17 protein-coding genes are annotated in these 22,372 nt (G+C 71.4%); 9 read left to right on the forward strand and 8 right to left on the reverse strand.

What is annotated here, in order from left to right; all coding sequences use genetic code 11:
* Positions 1 to 18 precede the first annotated feature (18 nt).
* The 3 genes from NI25_RS30990 (at position 19) to mshC (ending at position 2,735) form a co-directional block, all read left to right on the forward strand.
* A complete protein-coding gene (locus NI25_RS30990; protein ID WP_061445620.1) occupies positions 19 to 609 on the forward strand; it encodes a DUF3090 domain-containing protein in 591 nt (196 codons plus the stop codon).
* The gene (locus tag NI25_RS30995; RefSeq protein ID WP_061445621.1) at positions 573 to 1,403 is read left to right on the forward strand and encodes an SCO1664 family protein; all 831 of its coding nucleotides are present in this window, start codon (positions 573 to 575) and stop codon (positions 1,401 to 1,403) included. The genes NI25_RS30990 and NI25_RS30995 overlap by 37 nt, the downstream gene beginning before the upstream one ends.
* Before the next feature lie 102 nt (positions 1,404 to 1,505).
* Complete coding sequence (gene mshC / locus NI25_RS31000; RefSeq protein WP_061445622.1) at positions 1,506 to 2,735, forward strand: cysteine--1-D-myo-inosityl 2-amino-2-deoxy-alpha-D-glucopyranoside ligase; 1,230 nt, start codon at positions 1,506 to 1,508, stop codon at positions 2,733 to 2,735.
* Between the two features lie 272 nt (positions 2,736 to 3,007).
* On the opposite strand, the gene parJ is transcribed toward mshC, so the two are convergent.
* The 5 genes from parJ to NI25_RS31025 form a co-directional block, all read right to left on the reverse strand.
* Entirely contained in the window at positions 3,008 to 4,006 is a 999-nt protein-coding gene (parJ, locus tag NI25_RS31005) for a filament polymerization regulator ParJ (protein WP_061445623.1), read from the reverse strand.
* A gap of 150 nt (positions 4,007 to 4,156) precedes the next feature.
* A complete protein-coding gene (locus NI25_RS31010; RefSeq protein WP_061445624.1) occupies positions 4,157 to 5,773 on the reverse strand; it encodes a glycerol-3-phosphate dehydrogenase/oxidase in 1,617 nt (538 codons plus the stop codon).
* A gap of 8 nt (positions 5,774 to 5,781) precedes the next feature.
* Positions 5,782 to 7,341: a glycerol kinase GlpK gene (gene glpK, locus NI25_RS31015; RefSeq protein ID WP_061445625.1), complete on the reverse strand. Its 1,560-nt coding sequence runs from the start codon at positions 7,339 to 7,341 to the stop codon at positions 5,782 to 5,784.
* A gap of 90 nt (positions 7,342 to 7,431) precedes the next feature.
* Positions 7,432 to 8,226, reverse strand: coding sequence for an MIP/aquaporin family protein (locus tag NI25_RS31020; RefSeq protein ID WP_061445626.1), 795 nt, complete (start codon positions 8,224 to 8,226; stop codon positions 7,432 to 7,434).
* A gap of 316 nt (positions 8,227 to 8,542) precedes the next feature.
* Positions 8,543 to 9,307 (reverse strand): IclR family transcriptional regulator, encoded by a 765-nt coding sequence (locus NI25_RS31025; protein WP_061445627.1) that lies wholly within the window; start codon positions 9,305 to 9,307, stop codon positions 8,543 to 8,545.
* Positions 9,308 to 9,696: 389 nt separating this feature from the next.
* On the opposite strand from NI25_RS31025, the gene metH reads away from it, so the two are divergent.
* From metH to NI25_RS31040, 3 genes are all read left to right on the forward strand, one after another.
* On the forward strand, positions 9,697 to 13,209 hold the full coding sequence (gene metH, locus NI25_RS31030) for a methionine synthase (protein WP_061445628.1): 3,513 nt from the start codon (positions 9,697 to 9,699) through the stop codon (positions 13,207 to 13,209).
* 127 nt (positions 13,210 to 13,336) lie between these two features.
* Positions 13,337 to 14,038, forward strand: a complete 702-nt coding sequence (locus NI25_RS31035) for an HAD family hydrolase (RefSeq protein ID WP_061445629.1) — start codon at positions 13,337 to 13,339, stop codon at positions 14,036 to 14,038.
* A 443-nt stretch (positions 14,039 to 14,481) separates the two neighbouring features.
* Positions 14,482 to 16,086, forward strand: a complete 1,605-nt coding sequence (locus tag NI25_RS31040; protein WP_061445630.1) for an ABC transporter substrate-binding protein — start codon at positions 14,482 to 14,484, stop codon at positions 16,084 to 16,086.
* A gap of 101 nt (positions 16,087 to 16,187) precedes the next feature.
* Here NI25_RS31040 and NI25_RS31045 read toward each other — a convergent pair whose 3' ends face one another.
* Both NI25_RS31045 and NI25_RS31050 read right to left on the reverse strand, forming a co-directional pair.
* Positions 16,188 to 16,859 (reverse strand): response regulator, encoded by a 672-nt coding sequence (locus tag NI25_RS31045; protein WP_003977171.1) that lies wholly within the window; start codon positions 16,857 to 16,859, stop codon positions 16,188 to 16,190.
* Positions 16,860 to 16,885: 26 nt separating this feature from the next.
* Positions 16,886 to 17,884 (reverse strand): RecB family exonuclease, encoded by a 999-nt coding sequence (locus tag NI25_RS31050; protein WP_061445631.1) that lies wholly within the window; start codon positions 17,882 to 17,884, stop codon positions 16,886 to 16,888.
* A 171-nt stretch (positions 17,885 to 18,055) separates the two neighbouring features.
* Between NI25_RS31050 and NI25_RS39835 the strand changes: the two genes are divergently transcribed.
* From NI25_RS39835 to NI25_RS31065, 3 genes are all read left to right on the forward strand, one after another.
* On the forward strand, positions 18,056 to 19,993 hold the full coding sequence (locus NI25_RS39835) for a site-2 protease family protein (protein ID WP_078884779.1): 1,938 nt from the start codon (positions 18,056 to 18,058) through the stop codon (positions 19,991 to 19,993).
* A 110-nt stretch (positions 19,994 to 20,103) separates the two neighbouring features.
* Complete coding sequence (locus tag NI25_RS31060) at positions 20,104 to 21,006, forward strand: tRNA (adenine-N1)-methyltransferase (protein ID WP_007447851.1); 903 nt, start codon at positions 20,104 to 20,106, stop codon at positions 21,004 to 21,006.
* A 221-nt stretch (positions 21,007 to 21,227) separates the two neighbouring features.
* Positions 21,228 to 21,818, forward strand: coding sequence for a hypothetical protein (locus NI25_RS31065; RefSeq protein WP_061445632.1), 591 nt, complete (start codon positions 21,228 to 21,230; stop codon positions 21,816 to 21,818).
* A 73-nt stretch (positions 21,819 to 21,891) separates the two neighbouring features.
* Here NI25_RS31065 and NI25_RS31070 read toward each other — a convergent pair whose 3' ends face one another.
* Positions 21,892 to 22,197 carry a ferredoxin gene (locus NI25_RS31070; protein WP_061445633.1) on the reverse strand — a complete coding sequence of 102 codons (306 nt, stop codon included), beginning with the start codon at positions 22,195 to 22,197 and terminating at the stop codon, positions 21,892 to 21,894.
* Positions 22,198 to 22,372: the final 175 nt, after the last annotated feature.

Below are 22,372 nucleotides of genomic sequence, written 5' to 3' on the forward strand. Positions count from 1 at the left end.
CTCCCATGGAGACAGGACGTGTCCCGTCAGGTGTTCCTCTACGACCAACCGGAACGTTTCGTGGCCGGCACGGTCGGGCTGCCCGGGCGCCGTACGTTCTTCCTCCAGGCCTCCGCCGGCTCCCGGGTGACCAGCGTGGCCCTGGAGAAGACCCAGGTCGCCGCCCTCGCCGAGCGCATGGACGAGCTTCTGGACGAAGTCGTACGGCGCAGCGGCGGCAGCACCGCCGTTCCCGCCACCGCACCCGCCGGGCCCGCCGACACCGCCCCCCTCGACACCCCCGTCGAGGAGGAGTTCCGCGTCGGCACCATGGCGCTGGCCTGGGACGGCGAGGACCAGCGCATGATCGTCGAGGCGCAGGCCCTCGTGGAGCTGGACGCCGAGTCCGAGGAGGACCTGGCGGAGGCCGAGGAACGGCTCCTCCAGGACGAGGAGAACGGCCCGCCGATGCTGCGGGTCCGCCTCACCGGCGCGCAGGCCAGGGCCTTCGCCAAGCGCGCCCTCGACGTCGTCAACGCCGGGCGGCCGCCGTGCCCGCTGTGCAGCCTCCCGCTCGACCCGGAAGGACACGTATGTCCGCGCCAGAACGGATACCGCCGCGGAGCGTGACCACCGACGCGGCGGCGGCCGAACTGCTCGCCCTGGGCGAACTGACCGTACGCGGACGCATCCGTGACGCGTCCAACGCGGCGCTGTACTGCACGGTGACGCACGAGGGACGCGAGGCGGCCTGCGTCTACAAACCGGTCGCCGGGGAGCGCCCGCTGTGGGACTTCCCCGACGGCACCCTCGCCCAGCGCGAGGTCGCCGCCTACGAGGTCTCCGAGGCCACCGGCTGGGGCCTGGTCCCGCCCACCGTGCTGCGCGACGGCCCGTACGGCGAGGGCATGGTCCAGCTGTGGATCGAGGCCGTCCCGGACGCGGAACTGCTCGCCCTGGTCGACGAGGAGGAACCGGGACCCGGCTGGAAGGGCATCGCCCTGGCCGAGGTCGGCGAGGGCCGCACCGCCCTGCTCGTCCACGCCGACGACGAACGGCTGCGCCGGCTCGCCGTACTCGACGCCGTGATCAACAACGCCGACCGCAAGGGCGGCCACCTGCTGCCCGCGGCGGGGGAGCGGCTGTACGGCATCGACCACGGGGTCACCTTCAACGCCGAGAACAAGCTGCGCACCCTCCTGTGGGGCTGGGCGGGCGACCCGCTCACCGCGGAGGCCCTGGCGGTCCTCGACGCCCTCAGGGAGGCGCTGAAGGACGGCGGCACCCTGGCGACCCGGCTCGCCCCGCTCATCACCGGCGCCGAACTCCACGCCACGCGCGCGCGGGTCGACGCCCTGCTGGCGTCCGGGAAGCACCCGGAACCCAGCGGCGAGTGGCCGGCCATCCCGTGGCCGCCGGTGTAGCCACCCGATGCCACGCCGGCCGGTGATGCGCAAGAGCGCCTCACCGGCCATCCGGCCCGGTCCGGTTCGTGTACGGAACATCCGTCCGGTTAGGCTCATGACATGCATGCCTGGCCCGCTTCCGAGGTCCCCGCCCTGCCTGGTCAGGGCCGCGACCTGAGGATCCACGACACCGCGACCGGCGGCCTGGTCACCCTCGACCCCGGTCCCGTCGCCCGTATCTACGTCTGCGGCATCACGCCGTACGACGCCACCCACATGGGGCACGCGGCGACCTACAACGCGTTCGACCTCGTGCAGCGCGTGTGGCTCGACACCAAGCGGCAGGTCCACTACGTCCAGAACGTCACCGACGTGGACGATCCGCTCCTGGAGCGGGCCGTGCGCGACGGGGTCGACTGGACCGCCCTCGCCGAGCAGGAGACCGCCCTCTTCCGCGAGGACATGACGGCGCTGCGGATGCTCCCGCCCCGGCACTACATAGGCGCCGTCGAGGCCATACCCGGCATCGTCCCGCTCGTCGAGCGGCTGCGCGACGCGGGAGCGGCCTACGAGCTCGAGGGCGACATCTACTTCTCCGTGGAGGCGGACCCGCACTTCGGCGGCGTCTCCCACCTCGACGCCTCCGCGATGCGGCTGCTCTCCGCCGAGCGCGGCGGCGACCCCGACCGGCCCGGCAAGAAGAACCCGCTCGACCCGATGCTGTGGATGGCGGCGCGTGAGGGCGAGCCCAGCTGGGACGGCGGCACGCTCGGCCGCGGACGCCCCGGCTGGCACATCGAGTGCGTCGCCATCGCCCTCGACCACCTCGGCATGGGCTTCGACGTCCAGGGCGGCGGCTCCGACCTCGCCTTCCCGCACCACGAGATGGGCGCCTCGCACGCCCAGGCCCTCACCGGCGAGTTCCCGATGGCCAAGGCGTATGTGCACGCCGGCATGGTCGGTCTCGACGGCGAGAAGATGTCCAAGTCGAAGGGCAATCTGGTCTTCGTCTCCCAGCTGCGTCGCGAGGGCGTCGACCCGGCCGCCATCAGGCTCGCGCTCCTCGCCCACCACTACCGCTCCGACTGGGAGTGGACCGACCAGGTGCTCCAGGACGCCCTCGCCCGCCTGGACCGCTGGCGCGCCGCCGTCTCCCGCCCCGACGGCCCGCCCGCCGAGGCCCTGGTGGAGGAGATCCGCGAGGCCCTCGCCAACGACCTGGACTCCCCGGCCGCCCTGGAAGCGGTCGACCGCTGGGCAGCCCTCCAGCAGGAGACGGGCGGCACGGACATCGGCGCCCCGGGCGTGGTCTCCCGAGCGGTGGACGCCCTGCTGGGCGTAGCGCTGTAGAACTGAACCCCGGACAACCGCCACGCGCCCGCCCCAGCCCCGGACAGCCGCCATGCGCCCGCCCCGGCTGCGGGCAGTCGCCGTGCCGCCCGGCTGCGGGCAGTCGTGCCGCTGGGGCGGCACGGGTGGGCGCTGGGGGTACCTCCCAGGCCGTTCAGGCACTGGGGGAGGCGCCCGGCAAGTGCCGGCCCACATCTCCCGCGGTAACCCGCACCGAAACGACTGGAGGGGCGCTCCCACCAGGGAAGCGCCCCTCAGCAATGCACCAGGGCTCAGTCCTCCGACGACTCCTCGTCGTCCCCACTCGGCTTCGGCGGCCGAGACGGCCGGTTCCGCCCACTCGGGTTGTCCCGCAGGAACGGCGTACCGGCCGGGCCCTCGCCCCCGTCCGCCGTGGCGTGCCCGCCAGGACCCCCGGGCCCCGTCCCGGACCCGTCCCTGCGCCGCAGATACCGCTCGAACTCCCGCGCGATCGCCTCGCCCGACGCCTCCGGCAGCTCCGCCGTGTCCCGGGCCTCCTCCAGCGACTGCACGTACTCGGCGACCTCGGTGTCCTCGGCGGCCAGCTGATCCACGCCCACCTGCCAGGCACGCGCGTCCTCGGGCAGCTCCCCCAGCGGGACCCGCACGCCGATCAGGTCCTCCAGCCGGTTCAGCAGCGCCAGCGTGGCCTTCGGGTTCGGCGGCTGCGACACGTAGTGCGGCACCGCCGCCCACAGCGACACGGCCGGCACGCCCGCGTGCGTGCACGCCTCCTGGAGGATGCCGACGATGCCCGTGGGCCCCTCGTACTTCGTCTCCTCCAGGTCCATGCGCCGGGCCAGGTCCGCGTCCGACGTGGTGCCGCTGATCGGGACCGGTCGGGTGTGCGGGGTGTCGCCCAGCAGGGCGCCCAGCACGACCACCATCTCGACACCCAGCTCGTGGGCGAAGCCCAGCAGCTCGTTGCAGAACGAGCGCCAGCGCATGGACGGCTCGATGCCCCGCACGAGCACGAGGTCGCGCGGTTTGTCACCGCCGACCCGGACCACCGAAAGCCTCGTCGTCGGCCAGGTGACCTTGCGGACACCGTCCTCGATGAACACCGTGGGACGGTTGACCTGGAAGTCGTAGTAGTCCTCGGCGTCCAGCGCCGCGAACACCTCGCCCTTCCACTCCCTGTCGAGATGCGCGACCGCGGTGGAGGCGGCGTCACCGGCATCGTTCCAGCCCTCGAACGCGGCCACCATGACCGGGTCGACCAGCTCGGGAACCCCCTCGAGCTCGATCACCCAGCGCCTCCTTCCGACGTGCCCTCGCGTACCCCCCAACCTTACGGCGTGCCGAGGGGCCGCCCGCAGCCCCTTTGCACGGGGCAGTGAACCGATCACTGCCCCGTACCCGGCGGGCGGACACCCCCCGTCGGTCGTTGAAAGGGGTCCCTACTTCTTGTCGAGCACGTCCTGGACCTGCGCGCGGACCTCGTCCGTGGCCAGGCCGCGGATCGTCAGCGTCGTTCGGCGGCGCAGCACGTCGTCCGCCGTCTCGGCCCACTCGTTGTCCCGGGCCCACACGACCTGCGCCCAGATCTCCGGGGCGTCCGGGTGGACACGCTGCGCCAGCTCCGGGCTCTCGTTGGCGAGCCGGGCGATGTCGAAGGCGAGCGAACCGTAGTGCGTGGCCAGGTGCCTGGCGGTGTCGGCGGCCATGCGCGGGCCGGGCGCCGAACCGTCCACCAGCAGCCGGTGGGCCACCGCCCGCGGGTTGGCGACGCCGGGCAGCGGCAGCTTCTTCGGCAGCGACGCGATCGGCTCGAAGTCGTCGCCCAGCGGGTGGCCCGGCAGCGCCTCCAGCTTCTTCATCACCGTACGGCCGATGTGGCGGAAGGTGGTCCACTTGCCGCCCGCGACGGACAGCATGCCGCCCCGGCCCTCGGTCACGACCGTCTCCCGCTTGGCCTTCGCCGTGTCACCGGGGCCGCCCGGCAGCACGCGCAGGCCCGCGAAGGAGTACGTGATGAGGTCCCGGTCGAGCTGCTGGTCGCGGATGGAGAACGCGGCCTCGTCGAGTATCTGGGCCACGTCCTTGTCGTTGACCGCGACATCCGCCGGGTCGCCCTCGAACTCCTCGTCGGTCGTGCCGAGCAGCAGCATGTCCTCCCAGGGGAGGGCGAAGGTGATCCGGTACTTGTCGATCGGAGTGGCCAGGGCCGCCCGCCACGGCGCGGTGCGCTTGAGCACCAGGTGCGCGCCCTTGGACAGGCGGATGGACGGCGCCGCGTTCGGGTCCTCCATGCGGCGCAGGTGGTCCACCCACGGGCCGGTCGCGTTGAGCACCAGGCGGGCGTTCACCCCGAACTCGTCGCCGGACAGCCGGTCCTTCAGCTCGGCGCCCGTCACCCGGCCGTTGGTGAAGCGCAGCCCCGTCACCTCGGCGTGGTTGAGGACCACCGCGCCGGACTCGACCGCCGCGCGGACGGTCATCAGCGCCATCCGGGCGTCGTTCATCTGGTCGTCGCCGTACACGGCCACGGCCTTCAGGTTGTCGGTGCGCAGCTCGGGCACGTCCTGCGCGGCCTTGGCCGGGGAGAGCAGGTGGCCGACGCCGTCGCCGAAGGCGGACAGCGCCGAGTACGCGAAGACACCGGCCCCGAGCTTCGCCGCGCCGTGCGGCCCGCCCTTGTACACGGGGAGGTAGAAGGTGAGCGGGTTCGCCAGGTGGGGGGCCACCTGGCGGGAGACCGCACGACGCTCGAAGTGGTTCTCCGCCACCAGCTTCACCGCGCCGGTCTGCAGGTAGCGCAGACCGCCGTGGAGCAGCTTGGAGGAGGCGGAGGAGGTGGCGCCGGCGAAGTCGCCGGCGTCGACCACGGCCACCCTGAGGCCGGACTGCGCGGCGTGCCAGGCGGTGGAGATGCCCAGGATGCCGCCGCCGATCACGAGAAGGTCGTACGACGCCTTGGAAAGCTGCTCCCGGGTCTCGGCCCGGCTCGGGTTCGAGCCGGAGGCCGGGTGCGTACCCAGGGCAGGCACGGACTGCAGGGTGGACTGCGTGGTCATGGTGGTTCTTACTCCTCGTCCTCGAGCCAGCCCATGGTCCGCTCGACGGCCTTGAGCCAGCTCTTGTACTCACGGTCGCGGGTGTCCGCGTCCATGCGGGGGGTCCACTCGGCGGCCCGCCGCCAGTTGGCGCGCAGGTCGTCGGTGCTGTTCCAGAAGCCGACGGCGAGACCGGCGGCGTAGGCGGCGCCGAGGCAGGTGGTCTCGGCGACCATCGGGCGCACCACAGGGGCGTCCACGAAGTCGGCGAGGGTCTGCATCAGCAGGTTGTTGGAGGTCATGCCGCCGTCGACCTTGAGGGCGGTCAGCTCCACCCCGGAGTCCTTCGTCATGGCGTCCGCGATCTCCCGCGTCTGCCAGGCGGTGGCCTCCAGGACGGCGCGCGCGAGGTGCGCCTTGGTGACGTACCGGGTGAGGCCCGCGATCACACCGCGGGCGTCGGAGCGCCAGTACGGGGCGAACAGGCCGGAGAAGGCCGGCACGAAGTAGGCGCCGCCGTTGTCCTCGACCGTCAGGGCGAGGGTCTCGATCTCGGCGGCGGTGGAGATCAGGCCCATCTGGTCGCGCATCCACTGCACCAGCGAACCGGTGACGGCGATCGAGCCCTCCAGGGCGTAGACCGTGTCCTGGTCGCCGATCTTGTAGCCGACGGTGGTGAGCAGGCCCGAGTAGGAGTTGATCAGCTTGTCACCGGTGTTCATCACCATGAAGGTGCCGGTGCCGTACGTCGACTTGGTCTCGCCCTCGGAGAAACAGGTCTGGCCGAACAGGGCCGCCTGCTGGTCGCCGAGCGCCGAGGCCACCGGGATGCCGCCGAGCAGCTCGCCGAGGCGGCCGCCGGTGATCTCGCCGTACACCTCGGCGGAGGAACGGATCTCCGGGAGCATCTGCATCGGCACGCCGATCGACTCGGCGATCCTCTCGTCCCACGCCATGGTGTGCAGGTTCATCAGCATGGTGCGCGAGGCGTTGGTGACGTCGGTGACGTGCTTGCCGCCGTTCACCCCGCCGGTCAGGTTCCAGATGACCCAGGTGTCCATGGTGCCGAAGAGCAGGTCGCCCGCCTCGGCGCGCTCGCGCAGACCGTCGACGTTGTCGAGCAGCCAGCGGGCCTTGGGACCGGCGAAGTAGGAGGCCAGGGGAAGGCCGGTCTCGCGGCGGAAGCGGTCCTGGCCGACGTTGCGGCCGAGCTCCTTGCACAGGGCGTCGGTGCGGGTGTCCTGCCAGACGATGGCGTTGTGGACCGGCTCACCGGTGTTCTTGTCCCAGACGAGGGTGGTCTCGCGCTGGTTGGTGATGCCGATGGCCTTGATGTCGTCACGGGTGATGCCGGCCTTCTCGACCGCTCCGGCGACGACCTCCTGGACGTTGGTCCAGATCTCGGCGGCGTCGTGCTCGACCCAGCCGGGCTTGGGGAAGATCTGCTCGTGCTCCTTCTGGTCGACGGCGACGATGCGCCCGTCGCGGTCGAAGACGATGCAGCGCGAGGAGGTCGTGCCCTGGTCGATCGCGGCGATGAACGGCCCGTGGCCGTGCGAGGCGATTCCGGCGGTGTGGGCGTCGGTCACTGTGTGCTCCTGGGGTTCCGTGGTGGATGGCGGTGGCCGGTGCGTACGGCGCGTGGTCTGCGGCTCGATGATCGCCGAGCGGGGGCCCGCTCAGGCGAACGCGACGTTGTAGACACCTCCGGCGATCGCACCGCCGATCAGCGGACCGACGACCGGGATCCAGGCGTAGGACCAGTCGGAGCCGCCCTTGTTGGGCAGGGGCAGCAGTGCGTGGACGATGCGCGGGCCGAGGTCGCGGACCGGGTTGATCGCGTATCCCGTGGGGCCGCCGAGCGACAGACCGATCGAGACGACCACGAACCCGGTGATCAGGGCGCCCAGGATGCCGAGGCCGTTGCCCTCGTCGTTCAGGCCCTGGGTGAGGATGGCGAGCAGCAGCACGAAGGTGCCGATGATCTCGGTGGCGAGGTTCTGGACCGTGTGCCGGATCTCGGGGCCGGTGGAGAAGATGCCCAGGACGGGGCCGGCGCCCTTCTCCTGCGCCTCGACGGACTTGGCCGTCGTGTCCTGTGCGCCGGGACCGCCGACGATCTCCCGGTCGGTGAGGTGGGCCTGGAACTGGCCGTAGTAGGCGATCCAGACCAGGACCGCGCCGATCATCGCGCCGAGGAGCTGGCCCGCGAAGTAGGTCGGCGTGTTGCTCCAGTCACCGTCCTTGATCGCGATGCCGACCGTCACGGCCGGGTTGAGGTGCGCGCCGGAGAGCGGACCCGATATGTACGCGGCCGTCATGACGGCGAAGCCCCACCCGAAGGCGATGGCGAGCCAGCCGGCGTTGCGTGCCTTGGAGGCCTTGAGCGTCACGGCGGCACACACGCCGCCGCCGAGCAGGATGAGCAGGGCGGTACCGATGGTCTCGCCGATGAAGATGTCGGAGCTGGACACCCGCGACTCCTTTGTCCTTCGTCCAGGGGAAGCCGAACCCCCGGGTCCCTCCGGGTGTTCCGGCGCCCTCGGTGTGAGAGCGATGGCGGCCCTTGGCACTGTGCACACTCTAACGCGTATTGCCGGTAGGTGTTCGACAATGCCGACCGATGGACGCGAGTCTCGTTCGACGTCAGGCGTGCGTCAAGAGCTGTGTTATCGAAAGCACGATCGTTATTGATCGTCGTGTGCTATCGATCTCCGGACGGCCGGTCCTGCGGACACGCAAAGGGCCGGAACACCCTCGGTGTCCCGGCCCGCCCCGCCCGTGTGCGTCCTAGAACCGCCCGGCGCCCAGGTCCCGTGAGACCGCGCGGGCGCAGTCCCGTACCGCCGCTACCAGCTCGGGCCGCAGCTCGCCCTCCCGGCACAGCCGCTCCACGGCCCCCGTGATGCCGACCGCGCCGACCGGCATCCGCCTGCGGTCGTGGATGGGGGCGGCGATGGACGCGATGCCCTCCCAGGTCTCCTCCACGTCGGCCGCGTAGCCACGCGCGCGCGTGATGTCCAGGACGTGCTCGAAGCGGTCCGGCTCGCAGATGGTGCGGTCCGTGAACGCCTTGCGGTCGGCCTCCAGCGCCTCGCTGTGCGCCACCGGGTCGTACGCCGACAGCACCTTGCCCAGCGCCGTCGAGTGCAGGGGCTGCATGGCCCCGATCTCCAGGACCTGCCGGCTGTCGTCGGGCCGGAAGACGTGGTGCACGATCAGGACGCCCTGCTGGTGCAGGACGCCGAGGTGGACGCTCTCGCCGCTGGAGCGGGCCAGGTCGTCGGTCCACACCAGGGCGCGGGCCCGCAGCTCGTGCACGTCCAGATAGGTCGTGCCCAGACGCAGCAGCTCGGCGCCCAGCTGGTAGCGCCCGGAGGCGTCGTCCTGCTCGACGAAGCCCTCCTGCTGGAGGGTGCGCAGGATGCCGTGCGCGGTGCCTTTGGCCAGACCCAGCGACGAGGCGATGTCCGACAGGCCGAGCCGCCGCTCGCCGCCCGCGAGCAGGCGCAGCATCGCGGCCGCCCGCTCGAGCGACTGGATGTTCCGTGCCATCGACGTACTGCCTCCGTCCCCTTCGACTGCCGACCTCGGCGTCGCTGACGTCGTTCGGCAATGCCGAACACTACCGGTCCATGCCGACCTCCCGCTAATGGTCGGCGGGCAACTGTTGCACTCCGGCCACCCGCCGATGGCCGCGGCCGCCCTCCGGCAAGCGCGTGCACCGGACGCGCGCCGCCGCCGTCGCAGCCCCCCGGGCGACGGCGGACTCGTCCGTTCGGCCGGTATTCGCCCCGCCATCCTCGTCCGTCTCGTGGACGCCCTGACCATCCGCCCCCGGACCCGGCTACCCTGGCGGCGTGCGTACTCCCCGGGGACGTCCACGACGGACGGGACCGGGCAGACGCAAAGCCGACAGCCGTCGCATCCTAGGGAGCCCTTTCATGGCCTCGTCGCCATCCACCCCGCCCGCCGACACCCGCACCCGCGTGTCCGCCCTCCGAGAGGCCCTCGCCACCCGTGTGGTGGTCGCCGACGGCGCCATGGGCACCATGCTCCAGGCCCAGAACCCCACGCTGGACGACTTCCAGCAGCTGGAGGGGTGCAACGAGGTCCTGAACGTGACCCGGCCGGACATCGTGCGCTCGGTGCACGAGGAGTACTTCGCGGCCGGCGTCGACTGCGTCGGCACGAACACCTTCGGCGCCAACCACTCCGCCCTCGGCGAGTACGACATCCCCGAGCGCGTCCAGGAACTGTCCGAGGCCGGCGCCCGCGTCGCCCGCGAGGTCGCGGACGAATTCGCGGCCAGGGACGGACGGCAGCGCTGGGTCCTGGGCTCCATCGGGCCCGGCACCAAGCTCCCCACCCTGGGCCACGCCCCCTACACCGTGCTGCGCGACGCCTATCAGCGCAACGCCGAGGGCCTGGTCGCCGGCGGCGCCGACGCCCTGCTCGTGGAGACCACCCAGGACCTGCTGCAGACCAAGGCCTCCGTGCTCGGCGCCCGGCGCGCCCTCGACGCCCTCGGCCTCGACCTGCCCGTCATCGTCTCCGTCACCGTCGAGACCACCGGCACCATGCTCCTCGGCTCCGAGATCGGCGCCGCGCTCACCGCGCTGGAGCCGCTCGGCATCGACATGATCGGCATGAACTGCGCGACCGGCCCGGCGGAGATGAGCGAGCACCTGCGCTACCTCGCCCGTCACGCCCGGATCCCGCTGACCTGCATGCCCAACGCCGGTCTGCCCGTCCTCGGCAAGGACGGCGCCCACTACCCGCTGACCGCGCCCGAGCTGGCCGACGCCCACGAGACCTTCGTCCGCGAATACGGCCTGTCGCTGGTCGGCGGCTGCTGCGGCACCACCCCCGAGCACCTGCGCCAGGTCGTCGAGCGGGTCCGCGGCAGCGAACCCACCGAGCGCCACCCGCGCCCGGAGCCCGGCGCCGCCTCCCTCTACCAGACCGTGCCCTTCCGCCAGGACACCTCGTACCTGGCCATCGGGGAGCGCACGAACGCCAACGGCTCCAAGAAGTTCCGCGAGGCCATGCTGGAGGGCCGCTGGGACGACTGTGTGGAGATGGCCCGGGACCAGATCCGCGAGGGCGCGCACATGCTCGACCTGTGCGTGGACTACGTCGGCCGGGACGGCGTCGCCGACATGGAGGAGCTGGCCGGCCGGTTCGCCACCGCCTCGACGCTGCCGATCGTGCTGGACTCCACCGAGGTCGACGTGATCCGGGCGGGTCTGGAGAAGCTCGGCGGCCGCGCGGTGATCAACTCCGTGAACTACGAGGACGGTGCCGGACCCGAGTCCCGCTTCGCCCGCGTCACCCGGCTGGCCCGGGAGCACGGGGCCGCGCTGATCGCGCTGACCATCGACGAGGAGGGCCAGGCCCGCACCGCCGAGAAGAAGGTCGAGATCGCCGAACGGCTCATCGACGACCTCACCGGCAACTGGGGCATCCGTGAGTCCGACATCCTCGTCGACTGCCTGACCTTCACGATCTGCACCGGTCAGGAGGAGTCCCGCAAGGACGGCCTGGCCACCATCGAGGGCATCCGGGAGCTGAAGAAGCGCCACCCGGACGTGCAGACCACGCTCGGCCTGTCGAACATCTCCTTCGGCCTCAACCCGGCCGCCCGCATCCTGCTGAACTCCGTCTTCCTCGACGAGTGCGTGAAGGCGGGCCTGGACTCGGCGATCGTGCACGCGTCGAAGATCCTTCCGATCGCCCGTTTCGACGAGGAGCAGGTCACCACCGCCCTCGACCTCATCTACGACCGCCGCCGCGAGGGCTACGACCCGCTCCAGAAGCTCATGCAGCTCTTCGAGGGCGCCACGGCCAAGTCCCTGAAGGCGTCCAAGGCCGAGGAACTGGCCGCCCTCCCGCTGGAGGAGCGCCTCAAGCGCCGCATCATCGACGGCGAGAAGAACGGCCTCGAACAGGACCTGGACGACGCCCTCCGGGAGCGTCCGGCGCTCGACATCGTCAACGACACGCTGCTCGACGGCATGAAGGTCGTCGGCGAACTGTTCGGCTCCGGCCAGATGCAGCTGCCGTTCGTGCTCCAGTCCGCCGAGGTCATGAAGACCGCGGTGGCCCACCTGGAGCCGCACATGGAGAAGACCGACGACGACGGCAAGGGCACCATCGTGCTGGCCACGGTCCGCGGCGACGTCCACGACATCGGCAAGAACCTCGTCGACATCATCCTGTCCAACAACGGCTACACCGTCGTCAACCTCGGCATCAAGCAGCCCGTGTCCGCGATCCTGGAGGCGGCCGACGAGCACAAGGCCGACGTCATCGGCATGTCCGGCCTCCTGGTCAAGTCCACGGTGATCATGAAGGAGAACCTGGAGGAGCTCAACCAGCGGGGGCTGGCCGCCGACTACCCGGTCATCCTCGGCGGCGCCGCCCTCACCAGGGCCTACGTCGAACAGGACCTGCACGAGGTCTACGACGGCGAGGTCCGCTACGCCCGCGACGCCTTCGAGGGCCTGCGCCTGATGGACGCCCTGATCGGCATCAAGCGCGGCGTTCCCGGCGCCAAGCTGCCCGAGCTGAAGCAGCGCCGGGTGCGGGCGGCCACGGTCGAGATCGAGGACCGTCCGGAAGAGGGCAGCGTCCGCTCCGACGTCGCCACCGACAACCCCGTGCCCGAGCCGCCGTTCCGCGGCACCCGCGTGGTCAAGGGCATCCAGCTCAAGGAGTACGCGTCCTGGCTCGACGAGGGCGCGCTCTTCAAGGGCCAGTGGGGTCTCAAGCAGGCCCGCACCGGCGAGGGGCCCTCCTACGAGGAACTCGTCGAGAGCGAGGGCCGGCCCCGGCTGCGGGGGCTGCTGGACCGGCTCCAGACGGAGAACCTGCTGGAGGCGGCCGTGGTCTACGGCTACTTCCCCTGCGTGTCCAAGGACGACGACCTGATCGTCCTGGACGACGACGGCAACGAGCGCACCCGCTTCACCTTCCCGCGCCAGCGCCGCGGCCGGCGCCTGTGCCTGGCCGACTTCTTCCGCCCGGAGGAGTCCGGCGAGGTCGACGTGGTCGGTTTCCAGGTCGTCACCGTCGGCTCCCGCATCGGCGAGGAGACGGCCCGGATGTTCGAGGCCAACGCCTACCGGGACTACCTCGAGCTGCACGGACTGTCCGTCCAGCTCGCCGAGGCCCTCGCCGAGTACTGGCACGCACGCGTGCGCTCCGAACTGGGCTTCGCCGGGGAGGACCCGGCCGACATGGAGGACATGTTCGCCCTGAAGTACCGGGGGGCCCGCTTCTCCCTCGGCTACGGCGCCTGCCCCGACCTGGAGGACCGCGCCAAGATCGCCGCCCTCCTCGAGCCCGAGCGCATCGGCGTCCACCTCTCCGAGGAGTTCCAGCTCCACCCCGAGCAGTCCACCGACGCCATCGTCATCCACCACCCGGAGGCGAAGTACTTCAACGCCCGCTAGGCGCTCCGCACCCGCCCCGTCGGCCACACCGGGCGTTCGCGTCCCGCACGACGTACACTGGTCGGTCCACTGCAGGCCGGCTCCCTTCGTGGGAGCCGGCCTGATCGTCCCTCAAGGAGGTACGTGGATGACCAGTACGGTCCCCGCGCTCGGAACCCGTACGGCCGAAGGGTCCGCCCTGCAAGCCGTGCTCCTCGACATGGACGGCACCCTGGTGGACACCGAGGGCTTCTGGTGGGACGTCGAGACGGAGGTCTTCGCCTCCCTGGGCCACACCCTGGACGACTCCTGGCGCCACGTCGTGGTCGGCGGCCCCATGACCCGCAGCGCGGGGTTCCTGATCGAGGCCACCGGCGCCGACATCACCCTGGCCGAACTCAGCGTCCTGCTCAACGACGGGTTCGAGGAGCGCATCGGCCGTGACCTGCCGCTCATGCCCGGCGCCGCCCGGCTGCTCGCCGAGCTCTCCGCGCACGAGATCCCCACGGCCCTGGTCTCCGCCTCGCACCGGCGCATCATCGACCGCGTCCTGAAATCCCTCGGCCCCCACCACTTCGACCTCACCGTCGCCGGCGACGAGGTGCCGCGCACCAAGCCCCACCCCGACCCCTACCTGGCCGCCGCGGCCGGACTCGGCGCCGACCCGGCCCGCTGCGCCGTCGTCGAGGACACCGCGACCGGGGTCGCCGCCGCGGAGGCCGCCGGCTGCCACGTCGTGGCCGTGCCCTCGGTCGCTCCCATCACCCCGGCCGCCCGGCGCACCGTGGTCGCCTCCCTGGAAGAGGTCGATCTGACATTTCTGCGCGGCCTGATGACACAAATGCGCTAGCCCTTCACCGAGCGTGCAGCGGCGTTAAGCGGCCATTTCCGAGAAGGCCCGCCCCGGGCGGTCCCACCGCTGTTCCCGGGCTATTTCCCCCGCCTCGGATGGCCGAATTCCGGCACCGGCGACCGAAGACCAACTGTGACGTTCGCCACGCCGACAGGGGTCGACAGGCGTGCGCAGGTGTGCCACGTCCGGCTTGGCGAACGTTGTCGGGGAGCCTTTGTGTCCTGATTGGTGAAACCCTGCACTAATCCTTCCACTGTCGGGTTTTCGGTGTGTCCACACCCGGTTTCGCTCCGTGATGAGCCCTCAACTCCGGTGGCTGCGAACCCCCGTGCGGGCGCGGACTAATCTCGTCGCCAGAACATCGGCCACTACCCCCGTGATCCGCCGCGACACCCCTGCATGCCGGATACACGGACCGACAGCTCTGGAGAAACTCGAGCATGAACCGCAAGACTTTGGTGCTGCCGGCCGTCGTCGGCCTGCTCGCGCCGGTGCTCGCCGCCTGCGGAGGATCGGACAGCGGCAGCGGCGACGGGGACGCGATCGTCGTCGGCACCACGGACGGGTTCAGCGTCTCGAAGGAGATCACCGCGCCCTTCGACCCGGCGTACGCCTACGACGTCGGCGCCTGGAACATCATGCGCCAGACCTCGCAGACGCTGATGGTGCTGCCCCGTGGTGACGGCGAACCCGTGCCCGAGGCTGCCCAGCAGTGCGGATTCACCGACACCGGCAACGAGCGCTACGCCTGCACCCTGCGAGACGGCCTGGAGTTCGCCAACGGTGACCCGGTCACCGCCGAGGACGTGAAGTACTCCATCGAGCGAGTCCGCAAGATCAACGCCGACACCGAGGTGGCCTCCCTCCTCTCCACGGTCGACACCGTCGAGACGAAGGGCGACCGCGAGGTCATCTTCCACCTCAACACCGCCGACGCCACCTTCCCGTTCAAGCTGTCGACACCGGTCGCCGGCATCGTCAACCCGAAGGACTACCAGAAGGACAAGCTGCGCGACGGCTTCGAGCTGACCGGCTCGGGCCCGTACACGATGAAGGCCGAGGTCAAGGGCGACCAGATGACCAAGGCGGTGTTCACCAAGAACCCCAACTACAAGGGGAGCCTCAAGGTGAACAACGACAAGGTCGAACTCGTGTCCTTCGCCGACGCCGACGCCATGGGCGACGCCATCGACAAGGGGGACATCGACGTGATGACCCGCGCGATGACGCCGGAACAGATCCAGAGCCTGTCCAAGGCCACGGACGGCGACGTCGACCTGGTCGAGGTGGCCGGTCTCGAGATCCGCTACCTCGCCTTCAACACGGACGCCGCCACGGTCAAGGACAAGGCCGTCCGCACCGCCATGGCCCAGCTCATCAACCGCAGCGAACTCGTCTCCGCGGTCTACGGGTCCCAGGCCGAACCGCTGTACTCGATGGTTCCGGCCGGCATCACCGGCCACTCCAACTCGTTCTTCAACAAGTACGGCGACCCCAGCGTCGCCAAGGCGAAGGCGATGCTGGAGGACGCGGACATCACCACGCCGGTCAAGCTGACGCTGCACTACACGACGGACCACTACGGCGCGGCGACCAAGCCGGAGTTCGAGCACCTCCAGAAGCAGCTGAACGACAGCGGTCTGTTCGACGTCGACATCAAGGGCACGCCCTGGGAGAAGTTCCACAAGGCGGAGCGCAACCGGGAGTACGACGTCTTCGGCATGGGCTGGTTCCCCGACTTCCCGGACGCCGACAGCTTTGTCGCGCCGTTCCTCGACAAGGGCAACACCCTCAACATCCCGTACTCCAACTCGCAGATCATCAACGACCTGATCCCCGCCTCCCGCGGCGAGGCCGACCGGCTCTCCGCGGTGGACGACCTCACCGAGATCCAGGACATCACCGCCAAGGACGTCCCGCTGATCCCGCTCTGGCAGGGCAAGCAGTACGTCGCCACCCGCGACGACGTCACCGGCACGGCCTACGTCCTCAACTCCTCCTCCTCCCTCCAGCTCTGGGAGCTGGGGCGGGGCGTGAGCGGCTGACGCCGGCACACACAAGCCCGAAGGGCGCCCTCCTCCGATCGGAGGAGGGCGCCCTTCGGGCTTGTTCACGTGCCTCGCCAGAGGCTGTGCGGCGGGTCCGCCTACTGCGCGCCGGGACGGACCAGACCGCTCTCGTACGCGTACACCGCGGCCTGCACCCGGTCCCGCAGACCCAGCTTGGTCAGCACATGGCCCACGTGCGTCTTGACGGTCGTCTCACTGACGAACAGGTCCGCGGCGATCTCCGCGTTCGACAGCCCGCGCGCCACCAGCTTCAGCACCTCGACCTCACGGTCCGTCAGCGTGTGCAGGGTGTCCGGCACCGGCTCGTCACCGGACGGCAGATGCGTGGCGTACTTGTCGAGCAGCCGACGGGTGATGCTCGGCGCGAGCATCGCCTCGCCGTTCGCCACCACACGGATCGCCTGCACCAGCTCGTTGGCCGGGGCGTCCTTCAGCAGGAAGCCGCTGGCGCCCGCCTTCAGCGCCTCCACCACGTACTCGTCCAGGTCGAATGTCGTCAGCACCAGCACCTTCGCCGGGCCGTCCCGCTCGGGCCCGGTGATCTGCCGGGTCGCCTCCACACCGTCCATCCGCGGCATGCGGATGTCCATCAGGACCACGTCGGGCTGCAGCGCCCGCACCTGGTCGAGGGCCTGGAGGCCGTCTCCGGCCTCGCCGACGACCGCGAGATCCTGCTCCGCCTCCAGAATCATCCGGAAGCCCGTGCGCAGCAGCGGCTGGTCGTCGACCAGTAGGACGCGGATGGCCACGTAAGTCTCCTTCGGTGGGACAGGCCCTAGTCCGGCCCCATTCTGCCCTGCTCGGCCCCGCCGGAGTCGGCCGCCCTCACCGGCAGCGGGTAGGGCGGGGGAGTGCCGCCGAACTCCGGGCAGTGCGCCTGGTGGTCGCACCAGCCGCACAGCTTCGTGGGCCGCGGCCGCCAGTCGCCCGTCTCGGTCGCCAGCCGGATCGCCTCCCACAGCGCCAGCAGCTTGCGCTCGACCCGCTCCAGGTCGGCCGGGACCGGGTCGTACGTGAGCACGTCACCACTGCCGAGATACACCAGCTGCAGGCGCCGCGGGACGACCTTCTTCAGCCGCCACACCACCAGCGCGTAGAACTTCATCTGGAACAGCGCGCCCTCCGCGTACTGCGGACGGGGCGCCTTGCCCGTCTTGTAGTCGACGATCCGCACCTCGCCGGTGGGGGCCACGTCGACCCGGTCGATGATGCCGCGCAGCCGCAGCCCCGAGTCCAGCTCGGCCTCCACGAACAGCTCGCGCTCGGCGGGCTCCAGCCGGCTCGGATCCTCCAGGGTGAACCAGCGCTCGACGAGCCGCTCCGCCTCCGACAGCCACTGCGCCAGCCGTTCACCCTCCGGATCGTCCGCGAACAGCTCACCGACCTCCGGCCTGCTCTCCCGCAGCCGGTCCCACTGGCCCGGCACCAGCGCCTTGGCCCGCGGCGCCGTCCGCTCGGCCGCCGGCGCGTCGAAGAGCCGCTCCAGCACCGCGTGCACCAGGGTGCCCCTGGTCGCCGCCTCGCTGGGCTTCTCCGGCAGCCGGTCGATGACCCGGAACCGGTACAGCAGCGGGCACTGCATGAAGTCACCGGCCCGCGAGGGCGAGAGCGAGGCGGGCGGTATCGCCACCGGCGCGGGCGGGACGTCGTCGGCCGGCGCGCCCGACGCCACGGCCGCCGGCTCCACCATCACGCCCGGCTGATCCGCCACTGCCGCCGCCGGCCGGGCGGATCCGCCGGCGTCCTCCGCGACATCCTCGGTACTCGTCTCCATGCCCACAGACCTTACGGCCGGACACTGACAGCGACCCAGCCCGGCGCCGTGACCCGTGGGACGGAAGGCAAGCACAGGGGTGCCGGGGCTGAACGGGCCGGGACGGACGCATACCATCGAGACGAGACCCTCCCGTCCGCAGGCGGGAGACGCTTCGAACGAGGGGACATCGTGGACGTGAGCGGCGGGAGCGGGCAGCCGCGGTCCGGCAACGACGAGTCGGCCGAGCCCCGGGCACATCCCACGGCCCCGGCCGCCGACCCCCCCGACACCACACGGCCGGAACCCACGGACGCCACGGTCACCGGCCCCACAGCCACGGACCCCGGCGCACCGGACCACAAGACGTCGGAAGCCGGAACACCGCGCCCCGGCTCACCGGGCCCCGGCGCACCGACGCCCACCGAACGGGGAGAGACCCCCGGCGGACCCGGGGAGACCTCCGCCGCCCCGGGACAGACCCACGCCCACCCGGCGCGCACCCCCGCCGAAGCCTCCACCCCGCGCGACCAGCCCGACGGGAACACCCCGGACACCGCGCCCGGAGCCCCGGACCCCGGAGCCCGCTCCACCGAGGGCACCGACCCGGCCGCCCCCCACACCGAGGACACGCCCCCCGGCGCCGCCCCGACCCCCCAGCGCCCGACCCGCCCGGACAGCCCCGGCGAGTCAGCCCCGGCCGCCGGACACGGCACGGCAGAGGAACCGCCGGAGCCGCCGGCCTCCGGCGACGACGCGGCCGCCCGCCCTCCGGCAGGCGCGTCCGCCGGTGGCGAGAGCGGCGCCGGTGCCCGGTCGAAACGGCCCTCGGACCACGGCCACACCCCCGATCCCTCGCCCGAGCCCGCCGCCCCGGCCGCGGACCACCGGCGCCCCCCGCACGGCACCGGCACCCCCCACCACCGCACCGAAGCACACACCCCCGGCGCGGGCGGGCCCGGGCGGCCGCCGCAGCGCCGACCGGAACCCGGAGGCGGACTGCTCATGGGCCGGCCCTTCGGCGTGCCCGTGTACGTCGCCCCGAGCTGGTTCCTGGTCGCCGCCCTGATCACCTGGGTGTTCGGCGGCCAGCTCGACCGCGTGCTGCCCGAGCTCGGCGCCGCCCGCTACCTCGTCTCCCTCTTCTTCGCCGTCGCCTTCTACGCCTCCGTACTCGTCCACGAACTCGCCCACACCGTCGCCGCCCTCCGCTTCAAGCTCCCCGTGCGCCGCATCCAGCTCCAGTTCTTCGGCGGCGTCTCCGAGATCGAGAAGGAAGCCGAAACCCCCGGCCGCGAGTTCATGCTGGCCTTCGTCGGCCCCCTGCTCTCCCTCGTCCTGTCCGGCGTCTTCTACGCCGCCCTCCTGCCCGTCGAACCCGACAGCGTCCCCGGCGTCCTCCTGGCCGGACTGATGGCCTCCAACCTCATCGTCGCCGTCTTCAACCTGCTGCCCGGCCTCCCCCTCGACGGCGGCCGCATGCTCCGCGCCGTCGTCTGGAAGATCACCGGCAAGCCGATGAGCGGCACCGTCGCCGCCGCCTGGGTCGGCCGCGCCCTCGCCATCGCCGTACTGATCGGCCTGCCGCTGGCCACCCAGTCCCTCGGCAGCAACGCCGCCGACGACGTGGGCATGGACACCGTCCTGGACGCCCTGCTCGCCGCCATCCTCGCCGCCATCATCTGGACCGGCGCCGGAAACAGCCTCCGCATGGCCCGCCTGCGCGAACACCTCCCCGAACTGCGCGCCCGCGCCCTCACCCGGCGCGCCGTCCCCGTCCAGGCCGGCACCCCCCTCTCCGAGGCCCTGCGCCGCGCCAACGCCTCGGGCGCCCGCGCCCTGGTCGTCGTCGACGCCGACGGCACCCCCGCCGCACTGGTCCGCGAGGCCGCCATCGTCGGCGTACCCGAGCACCGCCGCCCCTGGGTGGCCGTCAGCACCCTCGCCCAGGACCTCACCGACGGCATGCGCGTCTCCGCCGAACTGTCCGGTGAAGAACTCCTCGACGCCCTGCGCGCCAACCCCGCCACCGAGTACCTCGTAGTCGAGGAGACCGGCGAAATCTACGGCGTCCTGTCCGCCGCCGACGTGGAACGCGCCTTCGTCAAGGCCATGGCAAGGCCCAGCTGAGCCCGCCCGAAGCGGCACGGGCAGCGGCACGAGGAACCCGCCGCGGCCCGCACGACCACCCGCACCCTCCGCCGGTAAAGCCACCGGCAGGAAACCGGTAGGCTGGTCACATGTCCGAACCGACCGGTGCCGCCCGCAGGCGCGGGCCCTTCAAGGTCGGGGACCAGGTTCAGCTGACCGACCCCAAGGGCCGCCACTACACGTTCACGCTCGAGGCCGGGAAGAACTTCCACACCCACAAGGGTTCCTTCCCCCACGACGAACTGATCGGTGCTCCCGAGGGCAGCGTTGTCCGCACCACCGGGAACGTCGCCTACCTCGCGCTGCGCCCCCTGCTCCCCGACTACGTCCTGTCCATGCCCCGCGGGGCAGCCGTCGTCTACCCGAAGGACGCGGGGCAGATCCTCGCCTTCGCCGACATCTTCCCCGGCGCACGCGTCGTCGAAGCGGGCGTGGGCTCCGGCTCCCTCAGCAGCTTCCTGCTGCGCGCCATCGGCGACCAGGGCATGCTGCACTCCTACGAGCGCCGCGAGGACTTCGCCGAGATCGCCCAGCAGAACGTGCAGCGCTACTTCGGCGGCCCGCACCCCGCCTGGCAGCTCACCGTCGGCGACCTCCAGGACAACCTGTCCGACACCGACGTCGACCGCGTCATCCTCGACATGCTCGCCCCCTGGGAGTGCCTGGACGTCGTCAAGAAGGCGCTCGTGCCCGGCGGCATCCTGTGCTGCTACGTCGCCACCACCACCCAGCTCGCCCGGACCGTGGAGTCCATCCGCGAGATCGGCTGCTTCAACGAGCCGACCTCCTGGGAGACCATGATCCGCAACTGGCACGTCGAGGGCCTCGCCGTCCGCCCCGACCACCGCATGATCGGCCACACCGGCTTCCTCCTCACCGCCCGCCGGCTCGCCGACGGCGTCGAGCCGCCCATGCGCCGCCGCCGCCCCGCCAAGGGCGCCTACGGCGAGGACTACGACGGCCCCAACGCCGGCGGAGGCTCCGGCCGCTGAACCGGCCCCGCGCCGCACACAACGAACCGACGCCGTGGTGGAGTTCCGGCAGTGTCCCGGAACTCCACCACGGCGTCGCCGCGTTGGCCGTCACCGCCCGACGCGGGCAGCGACCCGGCGGAAAACGGAACCAGTACCCACCCCGCCGTTCCCCCGCACTGTGACGTGTGGCACGATGCTGGCCACCCCCACCGGCACAGCCCTCACAGGAGACACTCCTCGTGCAGCACCCCGCCGTTCCGGATCTCTCGCACACGCACACCCGGCCGATCCACTGGGTCGCCACCGCCACGGCCGTCGCCGGCGTGGTCGCCCTGTCCTCGGTCCTCCAGCCCGACGCCGCAACAGCGGCCCAGCCCGGCGGCCACACCGCCGCGGCCGGATCCGAGAGCGCGCCCGCGCACATCGCCCCGCCCGACCCCGCCACCGTGACCTTCCCCCTGGAATGCGGCCCCGTCGAAGCCGTCGTGCGGAAGAAGGCCACCGGCGACCTCGACGGCGACGGCCGGCCCGAGACCGTGGCCTCCGTGCACTGCGACGCCCCCATGGGCACCCCGCCCGACGGCGTGTACGTCATCACGCGGAACGCCGACGGCGGCAAGCCCCGCGTCGTCGCCACCCTCGTCGACCCCAAGGACCGCCACACGGCCACCGAACTCTCGGTGCGCGACGGGGCCGTCCGCGCCACGCTCCTCGGCTACTCCTCGCCCGACGTGCCCAGTTGCTGCCCCGACGTCACCGACCACGTGAAGTGGCAGTGGAAGAACGGCGCGTTCGTCAGCGACACGCCCTCACAGGCACGCACCGTCTGACCGGTGCCCCCGGACGGACGGTGTGACACACCAGACAGCGGTCACGGAACGTGCGCGCCAAGTCACAATTCGGTCACTCTGTGTCCGGGCCGTAGACCTCGGCCCTGTCCGAAACGCGACGCACGTGAATGCACTCGCCCGGACACTCCTTCGCCGAGTCCACCACGTCCGTGAGAAGCGGCAGCGGCACGGGCGTTGCCGCCCCGGGAGCCTGCAGCAGCTCGTCGTCGGCGCCCTTCACGTAGGCCAGACCGTCGATGTCCAGCTCGAACACCTCGGGCGCGTACTGGGCGCAGATACCGTCACCGGTACACAGGTCCTGGTCGATCCAGACTTCCAGGGCCTCACCGTCGACAACGGCCTCCTGCTGCACGCTCATCTCTCCTGCCGTTTCCTGTGCCCAGCCGTTCGGGAATCCGGCCAGCTCTGACGGGTGTTGAACACTTCGACCCTACCTCCGCCGGGGTTCCCCCCACGTTCCGTGGGTATTCCCCTGGCGTGAGGGAGAGCGCAAGGGTGAAGATCGGACACACCCCTACCGTCTTTGTGATCTA

This window comes from Streptomyces sp. CCM_MD2014 (assembly GCF_000772045.1).
Taxonomy (GTDB): domain Bacteria; phylum Actinomycetota; class Actinomycetes; order Streptomycetales; family Streptomycetaceae; genus Streptomyces; species Streptomyces salinarius.